The sequence below is a fragment of the Alkalibacillus haloalkaliphilus genome (assembly GCF_007991275.1).
Lineage (GTDB): Bacteria > Bacillota > Bacilli > Bacillales > Alkalibacillaceae > Alkalibacillus > Alkalibacillus haloalkaliphilus.
Genome location: NZ_BJYA01000015.1, coordinates 93,032 through 110,393 on the forward strand (window position 1 = coordinate 93,032; position 17,362 = coordinate 110,393).

17 protein-coding genes and 1 riboswitch are annotated in these 17,362 nt (G+C 36.4%); of the genes, 15 read left to right on the forward strand and 2 right to left on the reverse strand.

Annotation, left to right across the window (positions count from 1 at the left end; genetic code table 11):
- Positions 1 to 94: 94 nt before the first annotated feature.
- From era to guaA, 13 genes are all read left to right on the forward strand, one after another.
- Positions 95 to 1,000: a GTPase Era gene (era, locus tag AHA02nite_RS11335; RefSeq protein ID WP_146817387.1), complete on the forward strand. Its 906-nt coding sequence runs from the start codon at positions 95 to 97 to the stop codon at positions 998 to 1,000.
- A gap of 108 nt (positions 1,001 to 1,108) precedes the next feature.
- Positions 1,109 to 1,243, forward strand: coding sequence for a YqzL family protein (locus tag AHA02nite_RS11340; RefSeq protein WP_246118851.1), 135 nt, complete (start codon positions 1,109 to 1,111; stop codon positions 1,241 to 1,243).
- A gap of 23 nt (positions 1,244 to 1,266) precedes the next feature.
- Entirely contained in the window at positions 1,267 to 2,004 is a 738-nt protein-coding gene (gene recO / locus AHA02nite_RS11345) for a DNA repair protein RecO (protein WP_146817389.1), read from the forward strand.
- A gap of 123 nt (positions 2,005 to 2,127) precedes the next feature.
- Complete coding sequence (locus tag AHA02nite_RS11350) at positions 2,128 to 2,757, forward strand: helix-turn-helix transcriptional regulator (protein WP_146817391.1); 630 nt, start codon at positions 2,128 to 2,130, stop codon at positions 2,755 to 2,757.
- Between the two features lie 14 nt (positions 2,758 to 2,771).
- Entirely contained in the window at positions 2,772 to 3,572 is an 801-nt protein-coding gene (locus AHA02nite_RS11355; RefSeq protein ID WP_146817393.1) for a pyruvate, water dikinase regulatory protein, read from the forward strand.
- Positions 3,573 to 4,302: 730 nt separating this feature from the next.
- Positions 4,303 to 6,132 (forward strand): DNA primase, encoded by a 1,830-nt coding sequence (gene dnaG / locus AHA02nite_RS11360; RefSeq protein ID WP_146817395.1) that lies wholly within the window; start codon positions 4,303 to 4,305, stop codon positions 6,130 to 6,132.
- Positions 6,133 to 6,157: 25 nt separating this feature from the next.
- A complete protein-coding gene (rpoD, locus tag AHA02nite_RS11365) occupies positions 6,158 to 7,303 on the forward strand; it encodes an RNA polymerase sigma factor RpoD (protein ID WP_146817397.1) in 1,146 nt (381 codons plus the stop codon).
- 25 nt (positions 7,304 to 7,328) lie between these two features.
- Entirely contained in the window at positions 7,329 to 7,874 is a 546-nt protein-coding gene (locus AHA02nite_RS11370) for a hypothetical protein (RefSeq protein ID WP_146817399.1), read from the forward strand.
- 98 nt (positions 7,875 to 7,972) lie between these two features.
- Positions 7,973 to 8,329, forward strand: a complete 357-nt coding sequence (locus tag AHA02nite_RS11375; protein ID WP_146817401.1) for a c-type cytochrome — start codon at positions 7,973 to 7,975, stop codon at positions 8,327 to 8,329.
- A gap of 96 nt (positions 8,330 to 8,425) precedes the next feature.
- The gene (locus AHA02nite_RS11380; RefSeq protein WP_146817403.1) at positions 8,426 to 9,124 is read left to right on the forward strand and encodes a tRNA (adenine(22)-N(1))-methyltransferase; all 699 of its coding nucleotides are present in this window, start codon (positions 8,426 to 8,428) and stop codon (positions 9,122 to 9,124) included.
- Positions 9,121 to 10,239 (forward strand): Nif3-like dinuclear metal center hexameric protein, encoded by a 1,119-nt coding sequence (locus AHA02nite_RS11385; protein WP_146817405.1) that lies wholly within the window; start codon positions 9,121 to 9,123, stop codon positions 10,237 to 10,239. The genes AHA02nite_RS11380 and AHA02nite_RS11385 overlap by 4 nt, the downstream gene beginning before the upstream one ends.
- 112 nt (positions 10,240 to 10,351) lie before the next feature.
- Positions 10,352 to 11,815 carry an IMP dehydrogenase gene (gene guaB, locus AHA02nite_RS11390; protein ID WP_146817407.1) on the forward strand — a complete coding sequence of 488 codons (1,464 nt, stop codon included), beginning with the start codon at positions 10,352 to 10,354 and terminating at the stop codon, positions 11,813 to 11,815.
- Positions 11,816 to 11,839: 24 nt separating this feature from the next.
- Positions 11,840 to 11,941: riboswitch (purine riboswitch) on the forward strand.
- Positions 11,942 to 12,028: 87 nt separating this feature from the next.
- Positions 12,029 to 13,567, forward strand: a complete 1,539-nt coding sequence (guaA, locus tag AHA02nite_RS11395; protein WP_407642742.1) for a glutamine-hydrolyzing GMP synthase — start codon at positions 12,029 to 12,031, stop codon at positions 13,565 to 13,567.
- A 120-nt stretch (positions 13,568 to 13,687) separates the two neighbouring features.
- On the opposite strand, the gene AHA02nite_RS11400 is transcribed toward guaA, so the two are convergent.
- Positions 13,688 to 14,647, reverse strand: coding sequence for a 4-hydroxy-3-methylbut-2-enyl diphosphate reductase (locus AHA02nite_RS11400; protein WP_146817408.1), 960 nt, complete (start codon positions 14,645 to 14,647; stop codon positions 13,688 to 13,690).
- Positions 14,648 to 14,787: 140 nt separating this feature from the next.
- Between AHA02nite_RS11400 and AHA02nite_RS11405 the strand changes: the two genes are divergently transcribed.
- Both AHA02nite_RS11405 and AHA02nite_RS11410 read left to right on the forward strand, forming a co-directional pair.
- A complete protein-coding gene (locus AHA02nite_RS11405) occupies positions 14,788 to 16,104 on the forward strand; it encodes a DEAD/DEAH box helicase (protein WP_146817409.1) in 1,317 nt (438 codons plus the stop codon).
- 17 nt (positions 16,105 to 16,121) lie between these two features.
- Complete coding sequence (locus AHA02nite_RS11410; RefSeq protein WP_146817410.1) at positions 16,122 to 17,012, forward strand: deoxyribonuclease IV; 891 nt, start codon at positions 16,122 to 16,124, stop codon at positions 17,010 to 17,012.
- Here the strand turns inward: AHA02nite_RS11410 and AHA02nite_RS11415 are convergent, their stop codons facing one another.
- The gene (locus tag AHA02nite_RS11415; RefSeq protein ID WP_146817411.1) at positions 17,013 to 17,285 is read right to left on the reverse strand and encodes a DUF2624 family protein; all 273 of its coding nucleotides are present in this window, start codon (positions 17,283 to 17,285) and stop codon (positions 17,013 to 17,015) included. It abuts the gene before it with no gap.
- Between the last annotated feature and the right edge of the window lie 77 nt (positions 17,286 to 17,362).

Consider the following 17,362-nt stretch of genomic DNA (forward strand, 5'->3'; position numbering starts at 1 on the left):
TAAATTAAGATCTAAAACATTTGTCGATTATGTGAATTTTTATTATTTTTATAGTACACTAAACTTACTAGCAACGAATAGGAGAGCAAAATAAATGACAGAACAGTTTCATTCAGGTTTTATTGCAATAGTTGGACGACCAAATGTAGGAAAGTCAACGTTTATGAATCGAGTAATTGGAGAAAAAATCGCGATTATGAGTGATAAACCACAAACAACTCGTAACAAAATTCAAGGTGTACTCACAACTGATGATGCACAATTCATATTTATAGATACACCAGGTATTCATAAACCTAAGCATCGACTAGGAGACTTTATGAATAGATCAGCAATTAACACATTAAATGAAGTCGATGTTATTATGTTCATGGTTAACGCTGATGAGGGGTATGGAAAAGGCGAAGAATTTATCATTGAAAAATTAAAAGACGTAAAAAATCCAGTTGTATTAGTCATTAATAAGATTGATCAAGTTCATCCTGATGAACTATTACCAATCATTGATACTTATCGTGAAAAGATGGACTTCAATGACATTGTTCCAATCTCTGCACTTGAAGGTAACAATACAGACAGCCTTTTAAGTGTACTATCTGAGAAACTACCTGAAGGGCCGCAATACTATCCAGAAGATCAAATTACCGATCACCCAGAGCGCTTTATAATTAGTGAATTAGTTAGAGAGAAAGTGCTACACCATACACATGAAGAAATTCCACATTCGATCGCTGTTGTCATCGATTCAATTCGATCTCGAGATGATAAAGATATAATAGATGTTCAAGCGACAATAATTGTGGAACGTAATTCTCAAAAAGGGATTATTATAGGCAAACAAGGAAAAATGTTAAAGCAAGTCGGTTCCGAAGCCAGAGAGGATATAGAAGCTTTATTAGGATCAGGGGTCTTTTTAGAGTTATGGGTAAAAGTACAAAAGGATTGGCGTAATCGGGCCTTTCACCTGCGCGATTATGGTTACAAAGAGGATGACTACTAGAAATGCAAGTATTTTAAAATGGTAATTATTTAAACTTATGAACTGTTTCATTTAGGTGAAAATAAGATTAAGGTTTTTCAGTTAAAATAAAGCTGAAAGGTGGAGAATATGATGTTTAACATTCCATGGAAAGTATTTGAGAAGACAGGTAATGTTGAAGCATATTTATTAATGAAACAGGTAGAGGATCTAAAGGAAAATCATAAGGAAGAGCGATTCACGACCTTAAACCCCAAAACATAAGTAAACGAAAGTGGTGAGGGGCAATGGACCAAATAAATGGAATTATATTAAGAACCCAAGATTATGGTGAAACAAATAAAATTGTAACGCTCTTAACTGAAGAATATGGCATGCTTAGTGCTGTTGCAAAAGGTGCCAAAAAGTCTAAAAGTCGAATGGCTGCGGTTACGCAGCCATTTATATATGGTCAATATGTTGTTTATACCGGTAGAGGGTTAGGGACAATACATCAAGGTGAGACAATTCAAAGTATGAGACATATTAGAGAGGATATATTTAAAACGGCTTATGCTACATATATGGGGGAACTTACGACAAAAATACTAACAGAACGTGAACGAAACCGTCCGTTGTTTAGAGAGCTTCTAGAGAGCTTTGAAAGAATGGAAGAAGACGTCCCAGAGTTAGCCATTTCTTTAATGTATGAACTTAAATTATATCATGTTGGTGGTTTTGCACCAGTCGTGAACCAATGTGTTAATGGTCATGTCAATGATCCGATTGCTGGATTTTCAGTCTCAGAAGGTGGCGTAGTTTGTGAACAATGTCGCCACCGAGCATCAGATGTATTCGTCCTTTCACCAAATGTTTACCATGTGTTAAGATTGATGAGCAATAAAAGCCTAACTAAAATTAAAGACGTCTCGATTAAAGATGATACGTTAAATACTATAAAGCAAATATTAGAGCTTTACTATGATTATTACGGTGGCATGATGATTAAATCTAAACGTTTTTTAGACCAACTCCACCTATTTTAGTGGGAATTGCTATTAGATAGTGTGACTAATTAATGAAAAAAGACATTCTATATTTTCAAAAATCACCTAAATAGTATATAATAAATGCGATAAGTATGACGTTATTAAAGGTGGTGAAAGGCAATGGACTTGACTCACCGTCAAGAGCAAATTTTAGAAATTGTCAAAGAACATGGACCGATCACGGGAGAAAAAATAGCAGATGAATTAAATTTAACTAGAGCGACATTAAGGCCAGACTTAGCGATTTTAACTATGGCTGGATTTTTAGATGCAAGGCCAAGGGTTGGTTATTTTTATACAGGTAAAACAGGTAGTGAACTGCTGACTGATAAAATTAAAAAGTTATCAGTTAGGGATTATCATTCGGTACCCGTTGTTGTAAATGATCAAGCAAATGCATATGACGCAATTACTACGATGTTTTTAGAAGATGTAGGTACTCTGTTCGTCGTGGACCAACATGGTATTTTAGTTGGAGTGCTGTCACGTAAAGACTTATTAAGAACAAGTATGGGGCAACAAGACTTAACGGAAGTACCGGTACATATTATAATGACTCGATTACCAAAAATTAAAATATGTCAAAAAGATGACTTGCTAATTGATGCAAGTATTAAGTTGATTGAAAACCAAATTGATGCACTCCCTGTTGTTCAAGAGAGTGATAAAGGGTTAGAAGTCATTGGACGATTAACGAAAACGAATATAACGAAAGCCTTCGTAGAACTAGTCAAAAATGAAGACGTTTAAAAGGGGGATTTATTATGCACCCACAAACTTTTTACATCATTTCAGATTCTGTTGGTGAAACAGCTGAGTTAATGGTAAAAGCAGCATTAAGCCAATTCGTTGACTCTAATGTACAAATACAAAGAGTTCCGTATGTAGACGATTTCGAAACATTAGAGGAAGCAGTTTATACGGCTAAAGAAAATAACAGTTTATTAGCGTATACGTTAGTTAAACCAGAGTATCGGCAAAGGATAGAAACGTTATCTGCTGAATTAGGGATAGTGGCATTAGATTTATTAGGACCGTTAATCGAAAATATAACAAACTATCTTGGTCAAGATCCTGTTTTAAAACCTGGTTTAGTTCACAAATTGGATGAAGATTATTATAAAAGAATTGAAGCAATTGAATTTGCTGTTAAATACGACGATGGTCGAGATGCAAAAGGAATCTTAAAAGCTGATTTAGTATTAATTGGTGTATCACGTACATCTAAAACGCCACTTTCACAATTCCTTGCTCATAAGAAGTTGAAGGTCGCAAATGTACCTATAGTTCCAGAAGTAGAACCACCGGAAGAGTTATTCCAAGTACACCCGAATAAGTGTATCGGTTTAAATATCAGTTCAGAAAAGCTGAATCATATACGAACTGAACGTTTAAAATCATTAGGGCTAGATGGATCAGCAAATTATGCACAAACTGAACGAATTAAAGAGGAAATCGATTATTTCAACAAAGTAGTAGACAAAATTGGTTGTAAAACAATCGATGTTTCTACAAAGGCTGTTGAAGAAACTGCGAACGCTATTTTAAATACAGTGAAGAAGTGACTCGAAAAAAAAGGTTGGGACAGAAATAATTGTTAATACAAAAAACCCGAACGAAATCACTTTTGACTTCGTTCGGGTTTATCTTTTTAGCTCCGCTCCATCAAAATGCTTCGCTTTTACCCACAGGGCACAAGTGCAACATCTGCTCAAGCTTCCTACGGTCGCTTGTCGCAGTGTTTTCTTTGCAGGGGCGGCTGTGAGCCAAGCTACAACTTCGAGTAACTTCCTTGTGCTTTGCACCGAGGAAGCCTGCTTCAAAGCTTAGCTAGAAGACGCAGGTGCATCCCAGGGTCTCACCCTGGCCTTTGCTCCCACAGGAGTCTACGCATTTTGATTCCGCTAAGTGACTGCTAAACTAGGCTGATTGGCCAATTTGTTCGTGTTTCATTACACTCCAAAACCCTTAGTCTCAACCTCTTTTACATGACCCACAAATAAAAGCTAGTTGTATCGAAAATATTGTAGTTGAAAACATCTAACTAACATAATAAACTGTAATATTGTCGAAAACTGTTTTAATTCACGACAAATTCAAACAAACTATTAGCATAAAAGCTAATTTTAGGTTATAATTCATATTTGTGATGAAATTTCAGTAATTGTCTAAACTAATGTTTAATTAGTTTCTCTTACATGAAAAAAACAACTTATGTAATAACTTATATAAAAATGTCGATTATTGAAGGGATTTATATTCTTTTATCGAATATCAAATAATATGGTGATGTATATGCAACAAAAGATCCCTGAAGAAATTATTGATCAAATTGTTACTAAAAACGACATAGTTGATGTGATTGGTGAGCATATACAACTAACGAAAAAAGGCCGGAACTATTTCGGACTTTGCCCATTCCATGGTGAAAACACTCCTTCATTCTCTGTGTCGCCCGATAAGCAAATCTTCCATTGCTTCGGTTGTGGCAAAGGTGGGAATGTCGTTAAATTTATTATGGAATTGGAATCTATTACGTTTAGAGAAGCTGTCCAATCTTTAGCAGACAAAAGTGGCGAATCACTGCCAGAACAATATACTCAAGGATCAAACCAACCAGCTCTATCTGAACAAGAAAAATCAGCTTTAGATGCTTATGAGTGGTCCTCAAAATTGTTTCACCATGTGTTACGTTTCACTGCTGAAGGAAAAAATGGGCTTAATTATCTAGAAAATAGAGGATTTAAGCAAGGTGATATCGAACAATTCCAATTAGGGTACTCGCCAAACAAAGATCAGTTTCTTTCGACATTCTTACATAAAAAAGGTTTCCAGCTTACAAATTTATTGGATGTAGGTTTATTAAGTAGTCGAGATGGGAATACCTTTTTTGACCGTTTCAAAGGGCGAGTCATATTTCCAATCCAAAACCATCAAGGAAAAGTCGTCGGCTTTGGTGGCCGAGCTATAGAGGATGGAGTTGAACCTAAATATTTAAACAGCCCTGATTCTAAGCTTTTCCAAAAAGGAAAACTTTTATACAACTTTTATGAAGCTAGAAAGCATTTTCAAAAAGAGAAGGAAGTTGTCCTATTTGAAGGGTATGCTGATGTCATTAAGGCGTCCCAAGCAGGTGTTTACAATTCTGTTGCAACATTAGGGACAAGCTTGACTAAATACCAAGCATCACTATTAAAACGGTATGTTAATCGAGTAGTAATATGTTTTGATGGCGATAAAGCTGGTAAAGATGCAAGTCATCGAGCTGCTCAAATGTTAAAAGACGTTGAGTTGGATGTTTTAGTTGCGAATGTACCGTATCAATTAGACCCTGATGACTTCATTGATACTTATGGACCAGAAAAGTTTCAAAATCAAGTGTTGAGAAACGCAGAATCTTATATAGCTTTTGCGCTAAATTATTTAAAGAAGGATTACAACCTTCAATCTAAGCATGATCAATTAGATTATATAGAGAAAGCATTAGATTTAATTGCAACAGTAGATCATGCAGTTGAACGAGATGTTTACATTAAAGAGTTAGAAGAGACTTTTGACTTATACAGAGAAACTCTCGAAAATGAAATTGCTGACCGCAGAAGAATAAATCAGCAGCATATTGAACAAGATAATCGTGTTAAGTTTGAGGAAACTAAAGAAAAACGAACAAAAAGAACTGAAAAAATATACCCAGCTTATCAAAATGCTGAACGATATTTAATTGCTCATATGCTACAAAATAACTATGTTGCCAATCAAGTGCAAGATCAGTTAGGCTCTAAATTTAATATGCAAGAACATCAAGTATTAGTGACATATTTATACGCATATTATGAGGAAGGGAATGAGCCTAATGTTGGTCGCTTTCTAGAGCGATTACCAGACGAATCGATAAAACAGTTAGTTTCCGAATTGGCTGTTTTACCTATAAATGATTCATTAGAGAGAGAAGAGTTAGATGATTATTTGTTTGCAATCTTAAAAGAGGCTGATGTTGATCAAGAAATTAGGTCTTTAGAGAAGATGTTAAAAAACGCAGAGAAGGAAAATGACCCTAAATCTGCAGCACGAATAGGTATGAAGATCCTTGAGTTGAGTAAGAAAAGTAATAAATCCAAGCTATAGCATTTGGTTTGGAAGGAGGGGTATCATGGCTGAAAAGCCAATTGAATCAAAAGAGGTTGCACAAGACCAAACACAAGAACAAACACAAGATCAAGACTTAACTGTAGAACAGGCTAAAGAACAATTACTGGAAATGGGTAAAAAACGAGGTGTACTCGTTTATGAAGAAATTGCTGATAAACTAGGACATTATGACCTTGATTCAGAACAGATGGATGAGTTTTACGAACAGATGGCAGATCAAGGTATTGATATTATCGGTGAGAATGATGATCCTAACATTCGAAAAATCGCAAAAGATGAAGAGTTTGACTTAACCGATCTTAGTGTACCACCAGGGGTTAAAATTAACGACCCAGTGCGTATGTATTTGAAAGAAATCGGGCGTGTAGACCTTTTATCTGCTGATGAAGAAATCGAACTAGCAAACAAAATCGAACAAGGTGACGAAGAAGCAAAAAGGCGTTTATCTGAAGCTAACTTAAGGTTGGTGGTTAGTATCGCTAAACGTTACGTAGGTCGTGGTATGCTATTCCTTGATTTAATCCAAGAAGGTAATATGGGTCTAATCAAGGCAGTAGAAAAGTTTGACTATCGAAAAGGGTTTAAGTTTAGTACGTATGCAACATGGTGGATTAGGCAAGCTATAACAAGAGCGATTGCTGACCAAGCTCGTACGATTCGTATCCCAGTACACATGGTTGAAACGATTAACAAACTTATTCGAGTGCAGCGCCAACTATTACAAGATTTAGGTCGCGAACCAACGCCAGAAGAGATCGCACAAGAAATGGACTTAACACCTGAAAAAGTTCGTGAAATTTTAAAAATAGCACAAGAGCCAGTGTCGTTAGAGACACCAATAGGTGAAGAAGATGACTCTCATTTAGGTGATTTCATCGAAGACCAAGAAGCGACCTCACCTTCAGATCATGCAGCTTATGAGTTGTTAAAAGAGCAACTTGAAGATGTTCTAGACACTTTAACGGACAGAGAAGAAAATGTTCTAAGGTTACGTTTCGGTTTAGATGATGGAAGAACTCGTACACTTGAAGAAGTTGGTAAAGTATTTGGAGTAACGAGAGAGAGAATTCGTCAAATTGAAGCAAAAGCGTTAAGAAAGTTAAGACACCCAAGCCGTAGCAAACGACTAAAAGACTTTTTAGAGTAACCTCTCTACTCTGCGGAGGTGTACGATGGGGAATGACAATCGAAATCAAGTGATTATCGATGAAATCAAGCATTGGAAACAGAACAAATTGTTACCTGCAGAATATTGTGACTTTTTATTGGCACTCTATACGTATGGTGAAGGGGTAGAAGAAAATACATCATCAAAAGGAAAAAAACATCAGAAATCGTTATTCCTTTATGCTGATGTTTTCCTTCTCATACTCCTTCTACCTATTTCTTTGTATTTGTTGACGATGTTTGATTATAATTTATGGATAGAGATGGTCTTATTTTTAGGAATCATAGTAATAATTTTAGGACATTTACTTTGGTACAAAGAGAAGCACAAACCGTTAGTTCATGTACCCATTATACTTCTGTTTTTAGTTTTTTTGATTGGTACCATTTCATTAATTCATACTACATTGGGACAAGGCCTAGTATTAAACACAACTATTCTCATTCACTGTATTGTATGGATAATAGTAGGCGTTGTTTTTAAATACCATTATTTGCTAGCTTCTGGTATTATAGGCATGATTTTATTGCTTTCGATTATTTTTTTATAATAATTTCACATTTTAGCCCTTTCCGACAAACGTTTTTTAAAGTAAAATATATATAGTTTTGTGTATACATAATAGCTAACGTAAGGAGGAAAAAACAGATGAGCAGAAATCCAATTATTCCATATGTAACAATTGCTACTCTAGGCATCGTAGCAATGATCGTTATGGCCGGAGTTGGTTTAGATCAAATGCGCCATGCTGAAGAAGCAACTGAAGAGACAGAAGAAGCTGCTGATAGCCCAGAAGCTATTTATGAAAGTAACTGTCTATCATGTCACGGTGGAGATTTAGAAGGTGGCAGTGGCCCACCATTAGAAGATGCTGGAGATCGTTTTTCACTTGAAGAATTAGAAGACATTATTGCTAATGGTGTTGAAGGAAGTTCTATTATGACGGGAGATTATGCAACGAACGAAGAAGCAGAAATCCTTGCTGAATGGCTTATGGAGCAATAGACCATAGATTAAAGTCCAGGAGCATGTTTGTAAGTCAACCTTGCAGACTAATGTTTCTGGACTTTTGTTTTACAAAAATAGAAATAGGTGACAACAATGAAAGAAATAGAGTTATCCAAGAGACTAGAACGAGTAAAACAAATGATTCCTGATGATATAAGCTGTGTTGCGGACATCGGCTCTGACCACGCTTATTTACCTTGTAAAGTATGTCTAGACCACCCCGATGTAAAGGCAATCGCTGGAGAAGTCAATGAAGGGCCATACTTTGCAGCAGTTAAACAGGTCGAGGCAATGGAATTGTCTAATCGAATAGACGTTAGGTTAGGTGATGGATTGAATGTCCTATTACCTGGAGAGGTTGACTGTGTGACGATTGCAGGTATGGGTGGGACGTTAATTACAAACATTTTAAAAAACGGCATTAACAAGTTAACTGAAGTTAAGGCTTTAGTGTTGCAACCAAATATTGATGCGAGTTCCATTCGAGAGTTTGCGGTTGAGCAACAATATGAAATTGCAAGTGAAGATGTAATAGAAGAAGACGGTTATATTTATGAAATCGTCGTATTAGAGCCTACTGATGTTGTCATATCATACTCATCTAAAGAAATTTATTTAGGTCCTATTATGTTACAATCAAAAAATGAAGCCTTCTATAAAAAATGGAGACATGTTTTTGACAAAAAACAGTCAATCATTACTCAAATGAAACAAGCTTCAGAACCAAATTATGAGAAGATAAACCAGTTTGAACAACAATTAATGTGGATTAAAGAGGAGGTATTCGAATGAATCAGGTTACTGTAAAAGATGTGATTTCTTTAGTAGAGAAGAAAGCACCTAAACATTTAGCTTTTGAAGGAGATCCAATTGGTTTACAAGTTGGTGATTTTAACCAAAAGGTAAGCAAGATTATGGTTGCGTTAGATGTACTAGAAAATGTCGTTGATGAAGCAATTGAAAAAGGCATTAATTTAATCGTAGCCCACCACCCGTTAATATTCAAACCTCTAAAATCTATCGACTTAAATAGTGAAAAGGGTAAAATCGTAAGTAAGTTAATTAAACATAACATTACAGTTTATGCAGCACATACGAACTTAGATATTGCTAATGGCGGCGTTAATGATATGTTAATGAACCAATTAGGATTACAAAGTGATGGCGTTGTCGTATCAACTGAGAAAGAGCAATTATATAAACTAGTCATTTTTACACCAACTACACATGAAAATGACATTAGAGATGCTTTAGCTGAGGCTGGTGCTGGTCATATTGGCAACTATAGCCATTGTACATTTAATAGTGATGGCTTTGGTACTTTTAAACCTCAAGAAGGAACTAATCCGTATATTGGTTCAACTAATGAACTCGAAAAAGTAAATGAATTACGAATGGAAACGATTGTTCCTGAATCCCTACTCGATCAAAGTATTAAACTTGCTAATGAAGCTCATCCATATGAAGAAATGGCTTATGATGTATTCCCGTTACACATAGATGGAGAAGAGAAAGGTTTAGGTAGAATCGGTAAATTAGAGGAGCCAATAACCCTAGAACAGTTTGCAAATGAAGTGAAACAAACGTTTAACGTCCCGCAATTACGGTTTGTCGGTGACCCTAATAAAAAGGTGAAAAAAGTCGCTGTAATTGGTGGTGACGGCAATAAATTTATAAATCAAGCTAAAAGAAAAGGAGCTGATGTGTTAATTACCGGTGATGTTTATTATCATACAGCTCACGATGCATTAGGTATTGGTTTAGGGATGATTGATCCAGGACACCATATTGAGCAAATTATGAAGCAAGGGTTAAAAGACCTTTTACAACAAGAAGCGAATAGAACCAACTTAAGTGTGCAATTTATTTCTTCTGAACAAATGACTGAACCGTTTCAGTTTCTATAATTATTTTAAATGAATATTTGAAATCTTTTTACTTCTTGGAGTTTTGTTGACACTACGGCTTCTGCTTGGTAACCTACTAATAATATTTAGGAAGAAAGGGGAATGGTTAATCGTGTGGGAAGAGAAGTTTGCAAAAGAAGGTCTAACATTTGATGATGTACTTTTATTACCAGCTGAATCAAATGTCGTACCACGAAGTGTAAACGTTAATACGAGCTTAACGAGCACTTTAAACCTCAAAATGCCGATGATTAGTGCTGGTATGGATACAGTTACTGAAGCTGAGATGGCGATCGCAATGGCTCGTAATGGTGGCTTAGGTGTTATTCATAAAAACATGTCAATTGAAGAACAAGCTGACCAAGTTGATAAAGTAAAGCGTTCTGAAAGAGGCGTTATTACAAATCCATTCTATTTAACGCCAGACCATCAAGTATTTGATGCTGAACATTTAATGGGTAAATATCGTATTTCGGGTGTACCGATCGTTAACGATGAAGAAAGCAGGAAGCTAGTAGGAATTATTACAAATCGTGATTTGCGCTTTATTCAAGATTATTCAATTGCGATCTCTGAAGTTATGACGAAAAACAACCTTGTTACAGCACCAGTCAATACTTCTTTAGATGAAGCTGAAGGCGTACTACAAAAACATCGAATCGAAAAGCTTCCTTTAGTTGATGACGAGGGGACTTTAAAAGGTTTAATTACCATTAAAGATATCGAAAAAGATGTAGAATTTCCTGAATCAGCTGTAGATACTCACGGTCGATTACTTGTTGCTGCAGCTGTAGGTGTTTCTGGAGATACGTTAGTAAGAGTGGAGAAGTTAGTTAATGCTGGTGTTGATGCATTAGTAATTGACACTGCCCATGGACATTCAAAAGGTGTTTTAGATACGATTAGTCATATTCGCGAAAAGTATCCTACAGTAAACTTAATCGCTGGTAATGTAGCGACTGCGGAAGGAACTAAGGCACTGATAGAAGCGGGTGCTGATGTCGTTAAAGTAGGGATCGGCCCTGGGTCAATTTGTACGACACGAGTTGTAGCAGGAGTGGGTGTGCCACAAATTACCGCTGTTTATGATTGTGCAACAGAAGCTAGAAAGCACAATGTACCTGTTATTGCTGACGGAGGTATTAAGTACTCTGGTGATATGGTAAAAGCATTAGCAGCGGGAGGTCATGCTGTTATGCTCGGCAGTATGTTAGCAGGAACAACGGAGAGTCCTGGTGACATTGAGATTTATCAAGGTCGTCGTTTTAAAGTTTACCGCGGAATGGGATCAGTCGCTTCTATGGAGAAAGGAAGTAAAGATCGTTACTTCCAAGAAGAGTCAAATAAATTTGTCCCAGAAGGTATTGAAGGACGTGTTGACTATAAAGGACCGGTTGCAGAAACTCTATTCCAGATGGTCGGCGGTATACGTTCAGGAATGGGCTATTGCGGAGCAGGTTCATTACATGACTTGAGAGAAAAGTCACAGTTTGTAAAGATTACTGGAGCTGGCTTGAGAGAAAGCCACCCACATGATGTTCAAATAACGAAAGAAGCACCAAACTATTCAGTATAGATTTAAAACCGATTAACCATAAAACCTTTTACGATAATATGGCTTCATATATACTCGCCAATACGGGGTGAGAGTCTCTACCGGGTTGCCTTAAACAACCTGACTATGAAGGCAGATCACGATACAATTCTGCCTTTCTCCCCCTTTGATTGGCAGAGTTGTATTTTTTTATGGTTAATGTGTAATGATGTAATCAAAAGGTGGTACGAGATTATGAATACAATTGATGAAAAAATTATCGTCTTAGACTACGGTAGTCAGTATAATCAGTTAATTACGAGAAGAATTAGAGAACTAGGTGTTTATAGTGAATTATACTCTAATAAAATATCTGCAGAAGAAATTAGAGAATTAAACCCTAAGGGAATTGTGTTATCAGGCGGCCCTGGTAGTGTTTACGATGACCATTCACCACAAATAGATGAAGAGATTTTCAACCTAGATATCCCTGTTCTAGGCATTTGTTATGGTATGCAGCTAATGGCAAAACAACTAGGAGGTGGCGTTGAACAAGCGAACCACCGAGAATATGGCAAGGCAACGATTGACGTAAAAGAAACATCTAGTCTTTTTCAAGCTTTACCTGATGAACAGATCGTTTGGATGAGCCATGGTGACCTTGTAACCGAAGCACCTAATGGATTTGTTGTTAACGCAACTAACCCTTCTTGTCCAATTGCTTCATTTAGTCATGAAACTAAACACTTGTATGGTGTACAATTTCACCCTGAAGTTAAACACTCTGAACATGGTAATGACCTTTTGAAAAACTTTGTATTCAATGCGTGTGAATGTGACGGTGAATGGACAATGGAAAACTTCATTGACATGCAGCTTGAAAAAATTCGTGAAGAAGTAAAGGATCGAAAAGTGTTATGCGCTCTCAGTGGGGGTGTTGACTCTTCAGTTGTTGCCGTTCTTCTCCATGAAGCTATTGGTGATCAACTAACGTGTATATTCGTTGACCATGGCTTATTAAGAAAGAATGAAGCAGATGACGTTATGAAGATGTTTGAAGAAGGTTTTAATATAAACGTTATTAAAGTTGATGCTAAAGATCGGTTCCTATCTAAATTGAGTGGGGTAAGTGACCCGGAAGAAAAACGCAAAATCATTGGAAATGAGTTTATTTACGTATTTGATGATGAAGCAGATAAGTTAAAGGATATGGATTATTTAGCGCAAGGTACACTATACACGGATATTATTGAAAGTGGTACTGATACAGCACAAACAATTAAATCACACCATAATGTTGGCGGATTACCAGAACATATGCAATTTGACTTAATTGAACCACTTAAAACATTGTTTAAAGATGAAGTCCGTAAATTAGGCGAAGAACTAGGTATTCCTGAGCATATTGTATGGCGACAACCGTTCCCAGGACCAGGACTTGCGATTCGTACGTTAGGAGAAGTGACAGAGGAGAAGTTAGAGATCGTGCGTGAATCAGATGCCATTTTACGTGAAGAGATTAAACTAAATGATTTAGAGAAAGATGTATGGCAGTATTTCACGGTTTTACCAGGAATTCAAAGTGTAGGAGTACAAGGTGATGAGCGTACGTACAATCATACAGTTGGCCTTCGTGCTGTTACGTCAGTTGATGGCATGACTTCCGATTGGGCACGACTTCCTTGGGATGTACTAGAAAAGATCTCAAACCGTATTACAAATGAAGTAAACGGTGTTAATCGAGTCGTATATGATATTACGAGTAAGCCACCTGCAACAATTGAGTGGGAATAAACTATAGTATAGACAGACCTCAGCCGTTTCTTGATTAAAATGGTTGGGGTTTTAATTTTGCCCATAAAAAAGACCCAGCTAAGGGACTAATTTAAGCCTCTAGCTGGGTAGCACTCTAGTTTAAACTTTTTTCTTCGGTTTAACTTTAGGTAAAATTTTATTGTTCGTAATTTTACTATTCAGGTCCCAAGTCGTTTCATCATTAGGATCATATTGTTCAATAAATTTAACAACTTCTTTTGTAATAGGAGTAGGAGTAGAAGCACCTGCTGTAATTGCAATCTTCTCACACTGTTCAAGCCACTCTAACTTGATTTCTGAAACATCGGCGATACGGTAAGCTTCTGTACCAGCTTTCTCTTTTGAAACTTGTGCTAAACGGTTAGAGTTGTTACTTTTCGGGTCACCTACAACTAATGTTAAGTCAGCGTCTCCTGCCTGTTCAGCTACTGCTTCTTGGCGGACTTGTGTCGCCATGCAGATTTCTTGAATCATTTCAGTTTGTGGATATTGATCTTGAACTTCTAACATAATATCGTAAACATCCCATTGGCTCATTGTCGTTTGGTTTGTAACAACTACTTTAGAACCTTCAGGAAGGTTTAAGTTTTCTACTTCATCTTCTGTTTGAATTAGATGAACGTGGTCAGGTGCGACTCCGACAGCACCCTCTGGTTCTGGGTGTCCTTTTTTACCGATATAGACTACTTCATAGCCTTCTGATACTTTCTCACGAATTAGATCATGTGTACGTGTAACATCTGGACAAGTCGCATCAAGAACTGTTAAACCTTTATCTTCAGCTACCTTCTTAACCTCTGGTGACACACCGTGAGCAGTAAATATGACTGTTCCTTCATTGATATCATGTAATAGTTGATCACGTGTACGGTCTTTACCATCTAAAGTAATAACACCTTCATCTTCAAAAGCTTGTGTCACGTGACTGTTGTGTACAATCATCCCTAATATATAAATTGGTCGTGGTAAGTTCGGGTCTTTAGCAGCGTTACTTGCAATAACCATAGCATCTACCACACCGTAACAATATCCCCTTGGAGCAATTTTAATGACTTCCATGAAAACATGGCCTCCTCATATAATCATCTCTATTCGTTATTATAATGGTTATAGACGAGTTTGACAAAATCTTTCTATCAGTAGCATTTATAATTTGTGTCATTTATAATTAAACTTGATAGTAAAGGAGTTCGAGAATAATGAAGAGATATTTCCAATCGTATGACTTACAAAACAATACGTTAAATGTAGTTGAACAGTTAAAGTTCAAACAACCTACAGAGATTCAGCATCGTGTCATTCCACATGCCTTAAAAATGAAAAGCATAATCGGCCAATCACAAACAGGTACAGGAAAGACACATGCGTATTTAATTCCTATGTTTGACAGAATTAAAAGTGAACAAAGTGACGTGCAAAAAATTATTATTGCACCAACAAGAGAGCTAGCGATGCAAATCTTTGAAGAAGTAAAAACATTAATAAGTTTTTCAAATGAGAAATGGACAGCAAAGCTAGTGATTGGTGGTACAGACAAGCAACGTTTACAACAAAAGCTACAAAACCCACCACAAATTATTGTTGGTACACCAGGTAGGATTTTAGACTTTATTGAAGAAGGTACAGTTAATGCATCAACAGTCAACAGTGTTGTGATTGATGAAGCTGACTTATTAATTGACCTTGGTCTTATTCAAGAAGTGGATCAAATTTTATCTCGAATGTATGAAGATGTTCAAGTTATGGTATTTTCAGCTACAATTCCAAAAGGGTTACAACCTTTCCTTAAAAAATACTTAACAGCACCTGAGCATATTCAAATTGAAGAGAATGTGTTGAGTCCTGAACAGTTAGAACATCGTTTAATTCCATTACGACATAGGCACCAAGCGGATTTGATTTTAGAAGCTTCAAAGCTTATCAATCCGTATATTGCATTAGTATTCGTTAATAAAAAAGAAAATGCTGATGCATTAGCTGAACAATTGCTTGAGAAAGGCTTAGAAGTTGGTGTCGTTCATGGTGGACTAAAGCCACGTGAGCGTAAAAGAGTGTTGAAAGAATTAAGATCTTTGAGATATGAGTATATCGTAGCGACTGATCTTGCTGCTAGAGGGATTGATATTCCCGGAGTAAGCCACGTATTTAATGCTGAGATGCCATATGACGTTGATTCTTATATACACCGTGTTGGTAGAACGGCACGTGCTGGTTTAGAAGGTACTGCTGTTAGTTTTTATGAAGAAAAGGACATAGAGCTAATTGAATCACTTGAATCAAGAGGTATCGAATTTTTAAACTATGATATTAAAAAAGGCGAATGGGTCCAGGTTAAGAAATGGAATGAACGTAAACAGAGACAAAAAGCAGAAAATGAATTAGAATCAGAAGCGTGGAAAAAAGTTAAAAAACCGAAGAAAGTTAAACCAGGCTATAAAAAGAAAATGAAAAATGAAAAAGAACAAATAAAAAAACAAATGAACCAGAAACAATTTAAGAAAGGGAAACGTAAATAAAGGGAGGAGACTAAGCAATGAGGTTGGGATCACACGTATCAATGAGCGGGAAGAAGATGCTACTTGGGTCAAGTGAAGCGGCTGTATCTTATGGTGCAAACACTTTTATGATCTACACTGGAGCGCCCCAAAACACTCGTCGTAAAGCGATTGAAGAATTAAATATAGAAGCTGGTACACAACATATGGCAGAAAACGGTATTGATGACATCGTTATTCACGCTCCATATATTATTAATATTGGAAACACTAATAAACCTGAAACTTTTGAATTAGGCGTGAACTTCTTACGTTCAGAAATTGAAAGAACAGAAGCAATCGGGTCTAAACAAATTGTTCTTCACCCAGGCTCTCATGTTGGAGAAGGTGCAGACAAAGGGATCAATAAAATCATTGAAGGTTTAAATGAAGTCTTTGATGAAAAGCGTGATGTTCAAATTGCTTTAGAAACAATGGCAGGTAAAGGTTCAGAAATTGGTCGCTCTTTTGAAGAACTAGCACAAATAATTGATGGTGTAACACACAATGAACGACTGTCTATTTGTTTAGACACTTGTCACGTTCACGACGCAGGGTATGATATTGTAAATGATTTTGACGGAGTACTAAAAGAATTTGATGATGTAATTGGTCTTGATCGATTAAAAGTTTTACACATTAATGATAGTAAAAATGAACGCGGTGCCCAAAAAGACCGACATGAAAACATCGGGTTTGGTCATATCGGCTTTGAGGCACTTCATAATATTATTCATCATGATGATTTAATGCATTTACCTAAAATACTCGAGACACCTTTTGTCGGCACAGACAAAAAGAATAAAAAGCCACCTTATAAGTTTGAAATTGACATGCTTAAAGGTGAAACGTTTGATGAAGACTTAAAGTCAAAAATTATGGAACAATAACTATAACAAATCATCAAGCTGGTATTGTTTTGCTAGCTGGTATAGCAACTGATACGCTTGTTTTGCTTCGGCAGTACCAATGTTTTGTTGAATAAATTTAAAAGTTCTTAATCGGTCCTTTTCTGAAAAAGGATCGATTTTTTCTTTTTTTATAAAGCTCAAGATCATAGCTGCTTGTTCATGGGTAACAGGAATTCCGTACTCTTGACTATACTTAACCACTTCTTCTGGAGTAGAGTGATACAGCCTCGTTGTAATTAATTGCTTTAACATCAAATCAACACCCTTTTTAGTACTTGGATGTTTATGTATATGCAAATAAGGGAAATCTGTGTTTTGGACCGTTTTGT